Origin of the sequence: Bradyrhizobium sp. WSM3983 (assembly GCF_000473045.1) — a bacterium.
GTDB lineage: Bacteria > Pseudomonadota > Alphaproteobacteria > Rhizobiales > Xanthobacteraceae > Bradyrhizobium.
Window position 1 is genome coordinate 1 of the sequence record NZ_AXAY01000062.1, and the last position, 11,340, is coordinate 11,340.

Here is an 11,340-nt window from a genome sequence, read left to right on the forward strand (position 1 = left end):
GCGCCTTGATCTGGGCCACGCGCGCCTCGATGTCGGCCTTCTTGCCGGCGCCGTTGACGATCGTGGTGTTCTCCTTGTCGATCATCACCTTCTTGGCNCGACCGAGCATGTTGAGCGTGACGTTCTCGAGCTTGATGCCGAGATCTTCCGAGATCGCCTGGCCGCCGGTCAGGATCGCGATGTCCTGCAGCATGGCCTTGCGGCGATCGCCGAAGCCNGGAGCCTTGACGGCCGCGACCTTCAGACCNCCGCGCAGACGGTTCACNACNAGNGTNGCNANNGCNTCGCCNTCGACGTCCTCGGCGACGATCACCAGCGGCTTGCCGGTCTGCACCACGGCCTCGAGCAGCGGGAGCATCTCGTTCAGCGACGAGAGCTTCTTCTCGTTGATGAGGATGTAGGCGTCGTCCATCTCAACGCGCATCTTGTCGGCGTTGGTGACGAAGTAGGGCGAGATGTAGCCGCGGTCGAACTGCATGCCCTCGACGACGTCGAGTTCGGTCTCGAGCGACTTGGCTTCCTCGACGGTGATGACACCCTCGTTGCCGACCTTCTTCATGGCATCGGAGAGGAACTTGCCGATTTCGGCATCGCCATTGGCCGAGATGGTACCGACCTGGGCGATCTCGTCGTTCGAGGTGACCTTCTTGGAGTTCTTCTGGAGGTCCGCAACCACGGCCTCGACCGCGAGGTCGATACCGCGCTTGAGGTCCATCGGGTTCATGCCGGCGGCGACCGACTTGGCGCCTTCGCGCACGATCGCAGCCGCGAGAACGGTGGCGGTGGTGGTGCCGTCGCCGGCCGCGTCTGCGGACTTGGAGGCGACTTCGCGCACCATCTGCGCGCCCATGTTCTCGAACTTATCGTCGAGCTCGATCTCCTTGGCGACGGTGACGCCGTCCTTGGTGATGCGGGGAGCGCCGAACGATTTGTCGAGCACGACGTTGCGGCCCTTCGGACCGAGCGTGACCTTCACCGCGTTGTTGAGGATGTCGACGCCGCGCAGCATGCGGTCGCGGGCGTCGACGCCGAATTTGACTTCTTTGGCTGACATATTGGTTTCCCTGAGTTGACTGGTCTCATCTCACTCCTGAGGCGCCCGGCAGGCGCTCCTCAGGGGTGAGCGGTGCGAGCGGTTGGATTAGGCGGCCTTCTTCTTGGCCGACGCATCGGTGAGAACGCCCATGATGTCGCTCTCCTTCATGATCAGCAGATCGACGTTGTCGATCTTGACCTCGGTGCCCGACCACTTGCCGAACAGCACCCGGTCGCCGACCTGGACGTCGATCGGGACCAGCTTGCCGCTCTCGTCGCGCCCGCCGGGGCCGACGGCGATCACTTCGCCCTGCGAGGGCTTTTCCTTGGCAGTGTCGGGAATGATGATGCCGCCAGCGGTCTTCTCTTCTGCGTCGATGCGCTTGACCACGACGCGGTCGTGAAGCGGACGGAAGTTCATGAGTCCTCCTAAGCAATTGCTCGGGTTGATGATTTCAGATTGTTAGCAGTCGATGCCCGCGAGTGCTAGTGCGTGCGGAGCTCAAGTAGGGCTGGTCTTTTCGGGAAGCAAGGGTCCGGCAGAAAAATAGGCCCTCACGGTATCTGCCGACTATTCGGGGATGCCGGCGAATAACCGGACCGGCGACCTGCCCTTGCTGCCTAGGATTTTTCCTCACTATCCCGCGCGGACTCGAACTCGTGATGGCGCGCTGACGCCGAGCTCGCGGCGGGTTCTGATGGACGCCACCAAGAGGCTGAAGCAAAGGGCAGGCCAGTCGACTTCCAGGAGCTGCTGAGGATCGAGCCCGATCCCGGCACTACCGAGGTCCGCAATGTGAGAGTGCGCACCGGGGGCGCCGGCGCGATCCGGAGACCCGCTGCCTGGTGCCGTTCACGTCGTTCTCCGGGGACGACACTATCGATGGCAAGCAGGTGCCGCGGTCCGGTTCGCTCCCGAGGAGAGCTGCCCTGTTCTCGCCTTCGCGAGGTTTCTGAACCAACTGGATCAGCGTGCGCAAGACCAAGGAAAGCGAGATCCCCGCCGACATCTTCGCGCTTCTAACCTGCGAGCCGAACGCCGAGGTCGGCCGCGTCCATGCGAAGGCGATGCCGGTGATCCTGACGACGACCGCCGTGGCTCCCTGCTATCCCGATTGGGGCCAGGTCAGAGGCTTCCTGCAACACTGGCAAAGGGGAGGCGTTGGGCGACACGAAGGCGAGAGATCAACTGAGAGGATCCGCCGGACGCTCGGCGAAACCAGGTGAACCGGGCAAGTTCGAACCCGATTCCGCAGGCTCCTCCGCGGCGAGCCTTTCGGCTTGCTCGACGAGTTCGGACCGGGTGCGTTGATCGCGTATCCGGAGAAAAGCGCGGACCAGCCTAAGTCCCTGCAGATCGCTTCGCGCTGAAGACACATTGTCGTTCATTTTCGAGCTCCCTGACTTTCTGTAGGTGGTCCCAATAGCCGTGCAAGAATGCTCCTCATCCCGCTTCGGTTGCAACATAAATCCTACCAAAATGAGGGGTTCCGCTCAGACCTGAAAGCAAGTTCACACTGTCCGGAGCCGGTGCGGTAGGATACGCGCCATTCCACTTCATAGCCTCCCATCCTGTCGCAGAGACGATGAAGCGAAGCGCAATTCGGCGCCTAGAGCAGCCGTAGCTGCAGCCCATACGGTCCAATACACCGAATCTGGTTGTGCGCCTTTCGACAAATTCGGATGGGACAACGCGGCCGATGCCAGCCAAGAAACGGCCGGAAGCCAGCCACAGAAGAGCTCTTACAACTTCTACGCCTCGTCTGAGGAGCATCGCCTTCCTCCAAAGCGTTCGATTTCGTCGTACCCTCGCCATTCGAGAGCCGAATCCTTCGCGCAGCAAATACAGCTCTCGATGAAGAATGCCGCAATGAAGTCGTAACGATTGGGTGAAACGAAAGGAGCGGTGCCACGCCTATCGAAGGCTCGCTGAGGTGATCGCGTTATCGGTTGGCGCAGGGTACAATCAGACAGAGAGCATAAGGTCGTAGGTCATGGCAATTAATCGTCGAACCTTCGCTGCAGCCGGGTTTTCTACGCTCGTGTGCGGATACGCACTGATGCGGCAGGGGCGGACCACGCCGTCCAGGAGGCCAGTGGTTGCCGGCTATGTCGCCCCGTGGAAAGCACGGACGGGCGGTCCAAACATCAAGGCGATCCCGGCTCGCGAGCTTACCCACTTGATGTACGCGTTCGGCACCGTTTCGGCAGAAGGACTGGCTGGACTCGCGGACCGTTGCCTCGACGCAGGAGCCTGCGACGGAACCACGCCGTCGACCCGGTTCGGCGGCAATTTCGCCCAACTCGCCGAATTGAAGCGGAGCAGTCCGGAGCTTCGCATCCTGATTTCGTTGGGCGGTTGGAGCGGCTCGAAATATTTCTCGGCCGCCGCTGCCACGCCGATGTCGCGCGCGCGGTTCGCACAATCCGTTATCGAGGCGTTCTTTCGCCCGTATCCTGGTCTGTTCGATGGTGTGGACGTCGATTGGGAGTTTCCCGTCTCAGGAGGACGTCCAGGGAATCTCGCGCGCCTTGAGGACCGTACGAATTTCACGCTCCTGATTGCGGAGCTTCGCCGCAGACTCACGGAGTTTTCCGCATTGGAGCACAGGGAGCTGGAGCTCACCATTGCCGTGTCGGCCGTCCCCGACAAGATTGTCAATCTGGAGGCGTCCGCTCTGGCCCCGCTGGTCGACCGGATCCATCTGATGGCCTACGACTATCATGCGGGCTCGGCCTTTGCCGGCTTCAATGCCCCGCTGTTCGCCTGTGCCAGCGATCCAAGTCCCGATCTCAATGTCGATGCAAGTGTGAATGCCTTGATCCGGGCCGGGGTGCCGCCGGGCAAGGTCACACTCGGCGTAGCCTTCTATGGCCGAGCTGTTGCAGGCGTTCCGCAGGAGAATGCGGGGCTCTTGCAAACGGGGACGGGGGTGAGCGAGCAGTGGGGAGGGAACGACGGCATCGATTATCGGGATCTCGTTGTCCGGCGACCGGAAGAGAAGGGCTTTCGCCGGTATTGGAGTGATGAGGCCCAGGTACCGTGGCTCTATGACGCCGAACGGCGGATATGGATCAGCTACGACGATCCGCTCTCCATCGCACGAAAGACGATGTACGCGCGCACCCATGGACTCGCCGGGATCATGATCTGGGATTTGTTCGCCGACGACGGTTCGCTGCTGCTCGCGGCGCTCCGCATCCTTCCTGCGCGAAGATCCGGTTAGAAATGTAGCATCAGGTCGCCTTGAAGCGCATCATCCGCGCGCCTCGAGCGAAATCGGCCTCGAAAACGCGTTTGATGCTGTGAGATCAGAGCCACGTCGGGTTGAAAACGGCGATGTCGGAAATCTGACAACCGGCAGCGTCGTTCCGGAGGCGTGCTGGCAGCAATACGGGGGTTTTTCGTCGTGATGCGACGTGCGCACCGGCTTCCATCCGCTTGATCCCGAGGCCGGACGACTCTTGCGACGCTCCCTCATTTTCTGATCCGCGGCACCTGATCGACGCCATCGAATATGGCCGCGAGCTGATTCCGCTGACCCGCAAGCTCATCTCCACGCGCCAGCTCGCACAGGGGGAGGCCGCGGAATGATCAGGCTGATGCTGCCCGGCGCGCTGCTGTTCCTTGCTATTGAGGCCGGACAGGCGCAAGCCATCCTGCGCGTCGGCGACCAGAAGGGTAATGCGCTGTGATGGAAGCGGCAGGCGTCCTGAAGGACGTGCCCTATAGGATCGCGTGGAAGGAATTCGTAGCTGCTGCGCCACTGCTGGAGGCGCTCTGCGCCGATGCAATCGAGACAGGGCTTGTGGGCGATGCGCCCTTCACCTTCGCTGCGGCCGCCGGCGCACTGGCAAAAGCGATTGCGGCGATTAGACAAACGGGAGGGTCTTGCGATTCTTGTTCCCGAAAAATCTCCCATTGAGAGCCTTGATGATCTGCGGGAAAAGATCGCAACCCGCCGCGGCTCGATCGGTCATCAACTGATACTGGCCGCGCTCGAGAAGATGGGCTGGAAGGCTGACGTGCAGATTATGTTTCTTGCGCCGTCCGATGCCAAGATCGCCTACAGCCCAGGGTCTGTAGATGCCTGGTCGACATCGGAACCCTACGTCAGCCAGCAGGAAGTTCTATTCAAATCGCGCCGCGCTATGTTTTGCACGTGAGCTCGACTGTTAAGCATCTCTATACGAAACAGCGAAGTCTTCGCAGATTGAGACGAATGCCTTCGCCTCTGCATCCTCGAAGCAAAAATGCGCCCCTTCGACGCCCCGCTCAATCCACCAGTCGATTTCCCGTGCGATGCGCTATGCCTCACCGCGCCAATGAGTCTTCCATGCGCCAGTACAATCACACAATTCGTCATTTCGAGATCTCACTGACTCAGAAATCTAGTTCTCGAAGTATCGCGTCTCCGGCCGTTGATCTTGACCTACGCTTCTTGCGGCGTCGTGATATGGCCGATCGGGTCGAGACAAGACCGTTACGAGCCTTGATCCAAGGGCACACGGTTATAACAGAAGTGGAAATCTCTCCCGGACGCCGCGTCCCGTTCTCGGCGGGCACACCATCGGCTTGCGTTAAGCTTCCTGAACGGCAAACCTAGGAAACGAACTGTTTTTGGTCTAGGATTGTTGCTGTGGGCTGGACTGCATTGTTTCACGATGAGCATTTTGGACCCGGAGGTCCTCCGGCAATAATTGTCGACGGCTTTTCAAGGAGAAGCAGATGCTGGTTGGGATGCCCTATCTGGCGATTGGCGTCTGCGCCATGGTCGCAGCCTGGCTTGTCATGAACTGGCTCATCTAGCGGGCCATATTGCGTGGGGGCGTCAATGCATGATTGGAAGAGCGAGCTCGATGCGCTTGTCGCTGAAACCACGGCGTTCGCCAGATCGCTGAAGGTGGACGAGCAGCCTAAGCCGAAAAAAGTCGTCGAGCAGGGTGCCCCGAGCGTGCCGGACTATGGCGGCAGCGAACGTGATGAGATCAGGAAGCGGGTCGAGAGTTTCCAAGCGCATCAAGAGCGCTTCATGCGCGAGCGCGAGGAATATGCCGATTCCTTGCTGCGCCAGATCAAGCCGATCACGAAACGCTAGAAAAGTTCCTTGAACGTTCAGGAGTCCGCCGAATCCCATAAGTTGTGCAACACACGCTCCCAAACCTGAGGATCGGCAAATTTTCTGCCCATTTTGGTCCCTGGTAAGCTGGCCGCATGCCTCGCGGTCGACCTGAACGGACTCATTCCGGAGCGCGAAAGTTCTCAAGCTCGGTTGATGGTTCCACTTGCGGGTTTCCAGCGCACACCTAGCCAACCATGCTGGAAAACTTCCTTTCTTTCTACAAACAGCAGGAGTTCTGCTCCGAGCTCGCGGGCGCCGTCACGCACCAGCTTCTCTTGAGGCGATTGCCGGCACGAATGCGACCGGCTATTTGCCATTGACTAAGATCAGAACATCAAATGAGGATCCTATATCCTTCAGCAAGACTAAACGGAGGCTAGAGGTCTCATGCGCAATCTTGTATTTATCGGTGTGCTTGCACTTCCCGTCCTCGGCGGCTTTGGATCGCCTTCAGCCGCCGCTCCCCGGGGTCGATCGTACACACCCCCGGTTCGGCAGGACATTTATTGCTTGCAGGGACGTACGTGGGGCTATCCGGGCAATTGCCAGTTCTCGACCTATGACCAATGCATGGCCACTGCATCCGGCACCTACGCCTATTGCGGTATGAATCCCATCTACGCGTTCGAGCGACAGGGAGGACGATCGCGCTGATGTGTGATCGTCAATTGTGATCGATCCCTCTGAGTAGACGCATATAAATGAACCCGCAGTGCACGGTTGAGAAAGACTTCCCCCTGGATGTCCTCCGTGCGAGTTCACTCGCGATGCGTCTCCTCGGTCGCATCCGGACTCGGTGAGCGCGCAGTATGCGTAGACGCGCTCAGCTGAGGCACTCGAATCTGCCCAGTCCTGCACAGCTTCATCTCCGACCGCTGCGCCTCGCACTCTCGCGCGCGAGGCGGGCGCGTTGGGTCAGGAAACGGCAGACATGGACGACACTGCTGCCCGCATCTGATAGAGAGGACCTGCGATAAGCTTGCGCCGGACATATCTCGTGCGTGATCCGTGACGGTTTGAACAATTCGTTCTTATCCCTAGGTCGATTTCTCGGATTGCGAATCGACCTGCGCGCCATTCAACGTCCCGATCAAACGGTTTTCACGTAGTCCGCGGCGGCCGCTCCAGTCAGCGCGAGGGCATGCACGGTATTGCCATGCCATGCTCTCGCGCAACTACCCCCAGAGGGCGCCGATGCGCCGTTGTCGCTAGCGAGTTCCGCTTCCATCCATGGCCGGTAATCTGCGATCCGTGTGCCATCGGTGGCGACCACCGTGCGCTCGCCGCGCGCCTAAGAGTCGTTCGGGATTGTCCCGCACCATGTCGCGGAAGAACGGCTGCGAATGCTTCCCTGTCATGCAGTCGTCAAAGCGCGCCGTCTCATCCGCCGGGAGCAAAGATTTGACGTCAGGCAGGCATCGGGTCGATGCGGTTTCTCAAAGATGCGGGCAAGCACGGCATTCCAGTCGTCATTGCATGAACCCTGGGCCGACACGACATCGCTGGCCGGGGCGAAATCTCACCTTGATCGCAGCCGCCGACATTACCTGATCCCGTGCTCTGGCTTGTGCAGCTTTTCACGCTCATGCGGCAATCCGGTAAGGTGTCCGGCTCGTCGCTGACGGAGGCAACAACGGAACGTTAATGATATTTTGAAACTGTCTCACCGCAGAGGAATTGCGGAGCAATTCATTCTTCAGACGTGGTGGGGACCAGGATGTTCAGCGGGCGCTCCAGGAATCAGGAACTTCTTAAAAAGGCCGAGTGGCTCGACACGCTGTCGCTCCATTGCGGAATTGGGCTGTGGGACGCGATCTTTTATGACGGGGACGCGATGCATCCCAAAGCCCGTTGGACCTGGTCGTCCGAATTCCGCCGCCTGTGCGGATACAAGACGGAAGCCGAATTCCCCAACGTCATGCAATCCTGGTCCGATCGCCTGCATCCGGATGATGCAGCCCCGACATTCGCCGCCTTCGAATCAACGTGCCGGTCGGGGATAGGCTACGATGTGAAGTGCCGTTTAAAGGTCAAGGATGGAAGTTATCGCTGGTTTCGGGCGACAGGTGGCGTCGTGCTGGACGAGAATCGGAAACCGCGACGCGCTTGCGGATCGCTGGTCGATATCGACGAATTGATGAAGGCGGAAGAAGAGAAGAGAGGGATGATCCACAAGCTGGCCGCCGACTTTGAAAATGCGGTCGGAAACATCGTTGGTACGGTCTCGTCGGCCTCATCGGAGCTGGAGAGTTCGGCTAAAAGGTTGGCCGCCACGGCCGAAAGTGCGCAACTGTTGACCGCCACCGTGGGGTCAGCGTCGGCGGAGGCATCGAGCAATGTGCAATCGGTTGCTTCAGCCACCGAGGAGCTGTCATCCTCTGTCAGGGAGATCAGTCGGCAAGTCCAGGAGTCGGCTCGCATCGCCAATGAGGCGGTTGGACAGGCCCGCAAGACGACCGACCGCGTCAGCGAGTTGTCGAAGGCGGCAGCCCGTATCGGCGACGTGGTCGAACTGATCAATACCATTGCCGGTCAGACAAATCTGCTGGCGCTGAACGCGACCATCGAGGCTGCGCGGGCCGGCGAGGCCGGCCGAGGTTTCGCCGTCGTCGCTTCCGAGGTAAAGGCGCTGGCGGAGCAGACGGCCAAGGCGACCGGGGAAATTGGCCAGCAGATCAGCGGCATTCAGTCAGCGACGCAGGATTCGGTCGGCGCGATCGGCGAGATCAGCGGCACGATCGAGAAGCTGTCGGAGATTTCCTCGACCATCGCCGCAGCAGTGGAAGAGCAGGGCGCCGCGACGCAGGAGATTTCCCGCAACGTCCAGCAGACCGCAGAAGGTACCCTGCGCGTCTCCACCAATATCATGGACGTACAACGCGGCGCCACCGAGACCGGTTCGGCGTCCTCCCAAGTTCTCTCGGCAGCGCAGTCACTTTCCAACGAGAGTCGTCGTCTCGAGGAGGAAGTGAGCCGGTTCCTAAAAACAGTGCGCGCTGCGTGAGTGAACCGCTGACGCCTGTCATGATATGCGCCATGGAGACGGACTAGAGCCGGCCTTTCAAGGAAGTTTGACGCACCTAGGTTGTTGGCCGGGCATTCCAGTCTAGTAGTTCAGCGTTTTCTTGGCTTGAATCATATCAAGCGGCCTCGGCGAGTTTGTGGGACCAAGTGTGGATGACCGGATGGCGATTGACGTCGCCGATGCCAGCCATGATGTGCGCCTTGAGTTCGTGCTTTGAGGCTACCCGGATATGGCGCAGGACCGAACGGGCGAACTTGGAGAAGAACCCCTCGATGAGATTGAGCCATGAGCCGTGCTTGGGGGTGAAGGTGAGCTCGAAACGCCCGCGTGGTCGCGTGGCGAGCCAGGCTCTGGTTTCTCTCGAGATGTGCGCGGAATGATTATCGAGGATCAACTTGATCGCAGTGTTCGGCGGATAGGCGGCATCAATAAGCCTAAGGAACTCGACGAACTCTCGACTGCGGTGGCGATCTTTGACAAGGGCGTGGACCTTGCCGGTGAGCAGATCAATCCCGGCCAACAGGCTGAGCGTGCCATGGCGTTTGTATTCATGGTCACGCGCAAAGGTGGCGTGGACGCCAGGCTTGGGCGGCAAATCCGGCGCCGTCGTTGCGATGGCCTGGATTCCCGGCTTCTCGTCACAGGAGACGATCGTCACCGGCTTCCCCCGCCGCCTTCCCTTTGCAGAGGCCTTCTTCAGGACTTCGACCTCGCGATAAACGCACGGGACCTCCGCCATCTTCTGCTCGAACTCGGCGTCGCGATTTTCAAGATAGTAGCGCACCTTGTGCGGCTTGATTTCCTCTCGGCCGAGGATCTTGCACACCGTCCCCTGGACCAAACTGGCCAAACACGCATGCCCTGCCGCCGGTCCGTGCTCGCGTGCATGGCGCGCCCAGCAACCGCGTCGTCCACAATTCATGCGGATAGCCGTGGTCCTTGGCCTTGTCGCATGCCAACGACACCAACCAGGCTTTGGCCTCCGGCGTGATTGTTGGCTCCTTGCCCGGTCGCGGACGATCATCGAGGGCCGTCAGTGGGCCATCGGCCAGTGCTCGCTCGACACAGCGCTGCACCGTCTGATGATGGACCCCAAGTCTTTGGCCCACCGCGCAGAACGAAGGATTCTCCCGATACGCCAGCAGCATCTGTGCTCGCGATACCCGGCTCGCCAGCTCGGTTCTCGACCGCGAAAGAGCCGCCAAGGTCGCTATCTCTTCATCACTCATTGCCAATTCGTCCGCTCGCCGCCATCCTGCCATGGTACAGCTCCTCGTTTCGCCGACCGCAAACGAGGAATCCGCCAACAATCCGTCCGTTCCACCATGGAATCGGTCGTCTAGTGCGTTATCCGCACCTTCGATCAGTGACTGACTTGAATCAGCGACTTGGACCCTGGCACTGCTCGAAGCCTGCCCTCAAGATCACCTCGGGCAAGTTGCGTCCGATGAAGACCTGGCTGGCTCGTTCGGGGCTCGTCGGGCTTCCAGGGGCGCTGATGGTCTCCCTCGAGCAACATGTGCACCCCCTGAATAACGAAGCGATCGGGGTCGTCCTGGAACTGAATGATCCACTTCAGCCGCAAAATATCGGTCCCGAACTGACGCACGGTCTCCTGCATCCAGGGGAAAACTTTCTCGGGAATGAGAGGTGCCTGCGAACAATGACAGGCTCTTGACGTGGCTGTCGTGCTCAGGCGCGCGCGTCTTGTTTCAGCAATTGCCGATCTTGTCGCGTAGGCGACATCGTGATCAGAAAGCGCGGACATACGCATTTCTTCGTTGGCACAGATTCTGCTCACCACAAGCGGCGTGGAAGTAATGCGACAATCTCGGCGCTGCAGCGTTCGTTGCCCCGCGCGTCGTATGTTCGTCGGGTGATATGCGATGTGGGGGATCGTTGGAGGCTTGCGGCTGCTGGCGAGCCGCCCAGCCAACGTCCGTCAGGGCACGGTACGATTCTGCCCCAAGCCTGAGTGCATGCGTCACGGAGCTTTAAGTGCAAGAAGGCCGGCCCCGTCAGCCGGAAAACTGGATACCAATCGCGAAGTCACCCCAGATCGGTGTCCGCATACATGAGGAGCGGTGAATCATTATGCATAGAGTTGGTGCCTTAATTCTTGCGCTGTTGGCTCAGCAGGGCTGCAAAGCCGCGCAG

9 protein-coding genes and 3 pseudogenes are annotated in these 11,340 nt (G+C 60.0%); 7 read left to right on the top strand and 5 right to left on the bottom strand.

Annotated features, from left to right (window positions below):
* Together groEL and YUA_RS0140360 are read right to left on the bottom strand one after the other, a co-directional pair.
* A partial coding sequence (groEL, locus tag YUA_RS0140355; protein WP_027535715.1) for a chaperonin GroEL occupies positions 1 to 1,054 on the bottom strand: 1,054 nt, incomplete at its 3' end.
* Between the two features lie 87 nt (positions 1,055 to 1,141).
* Positions 1,142 to 1,456, bottom strand: coding sequence for a co-chaperone GroES (locus YUA_RS0140360; protein ID WP_027535716.1), 315 nt, complete (start codon positions 1,454 to 1,456; stop codon positions 1,142 to 1,144).
* Positions 1,457 to 2,007: 551 nt separating this feature from the next.
* Between YUA_RS0140360 and YUA_RS47380 the strand changes: the two genes are divergently transcribed.
* From YUA_RS47380 to YUA_RS0140400, 7 genes and pseudogenes are all read left to right on the top strand, one after another.
* Positions 2,008 to 2,262 carry a hypothetical protein gene (locus tag YUA_RS47380; protein ID WP_027535717.1) on the top strand — a complete coding sequence of 85 codons (255 nt, stop codon included), beginning with the start codon at positions 2,008 to 2,010 and terminating at the stop codon, positions 2,260 to 2,262.
* Positions 2,263 to 3,131: 869 nt separating this feature from the next.
* Positions 3,132 to 4,262: a glycoside hydrolase family 18 protein gene (locus YUA_RS46605; protein WP_198029596.1), complete on the top strand. Its 1,131-nt coding sequence runs from the start codon at positions 3,132 to 3,134 to the stop codon at positions 4,260 to 4,262.
* A gap of 364 nt (positions 4,263 to 4,626) precedes the next feature.
* Positions 4,627 to 5,184: pseudogene (locus YUA_RS46610) on the top strand (ABC transporter substrate-binding protein); the annotation flags it as partial.
* Between the two features lie 686 nt (positions 5,185 to 5,870).
* Positions 5,871 to 6,134, top strand: a complete 264-nt coding sequence (locus YUA_RS0140395) for a hypothetical protein (protein WP_035973022.1) — start codon at positions 5,871 to 5,873, stop codon at positions 6,132 to 6,134.
* A 411-nt stretch (positions 6,135 to 6,545) separates the two neighbouring features.
* Positions 6,546 to 6,812: a DUF3551 domain-containing protein gene (locus tag YUA_RS49530; protein ID WP_084293195.1), complete on the top strand. Its 267-nt coding sequence runs from the start codon at positions 6,546 to 6,548 to the stop codon at positions 6,810 to 6,812.
* 1,180 nt (positions 6,813 to 7,992) lie between these two features.
* Positions 7,993 to 8,256: pseudogene (locus YUA_RS52235) on the top strand (PAS domain-containing protein); the annotation flags it as partial.
* Between the two features lie 45 nt (positions 8,257 to 8,301).
* Positions 8,302 to 9,162 (top strand): annotated as a pseudogene (locus YUA_RS0140400) (methyl-accepting chemotaxis protein); the annotation flags it as partial.
* 136 nt (positions 9,163 to 9,298) lie between these two features.
* On the opposite strand, the gene YUA_RS52240 reads toward YUA_RS0140400, so the two are convergent.
* The 3 genes from YUA_RS52240 to YUA_RS49535 form a co-directional block, all read right to left on the bottom strand.
* Positions 9,299 to 10,033 (bottom strand): IS630 family transposase, encoded by a 735-nt coding sequence (locus YUA_RS52240; RefSeq protein WP_245285390.1) that lies wholly within the window; start codon positions 10,031 to 10,033, stop codon positions 9,299 to 9,301.
* Complete coding sequence (locus YUA_RS52245) at positions 9,951 to 10,445, bottom strand: transposase (RefSeq protein WP_371259949.1); 495 nt, start codon at positions 10,443 to 10,445, stop codon at positions 9,951 to 9,953. Before YUA_RS52245 ends, YUA_RS52240 begins: the two co-directional genes overlap by 83 nt.
* 101 nt (positions 10,446 to 10,546) lie before the next feature.
* Positions 10,547 to 10,957 (bottom strand): GTP-binding protein, encoded by a 411-nt coding sequence (locus tag YUA_RS49535; protein ID WP_371259950.1) that lies wholly within the window; start codon positions 10,955 to 10,957, stop codon positions 10,547 to 10,549.
* Between the last annotated feature and the right edge of the window lie 383 nt (positions 10,958 to 11,340).

Excerpts from the sequence above, each read along its gene's own strand:
- YUA_RS49530 (WP_084293195.1), top strand. The coding sequence starts at position 6,546 with ATGCGCAATCTTGTATTTATCGGTGTGCTTGCACTTCCCGTCCTCGGC.
- YUA_RS52245 (WP_371259949.1), bottom strand. The coding sequence starts at position 10,445 with ATGGCAGGATGGCGGCGAGCGGACGAATTGGCAATGAGTGATGAAGAG.
- YUA_RS0140395 (WP_035973022.1), top strand. The coding sequence starts at position 5,871 with ATGCATGATTGGAAGAGCGAGCTCGATGCGCTTGTCGCTGAAACCACG.
- YUA_RS49535 (WP_371259950.1), bottom strand. The coding sequence starts at position 10,957 with ATGCGTATGTCCGCGCTTTCTGATCACGATGTCGCCTACGCGACAAGA.
- YUA_RS0140360 (WP_027535716.1), bottom strand. The coding sequence starts at position 1,456 with ATGAACTTCCGTCCGCTTCACGACCGCGTCGTGGTCAAGCGCATCGAC.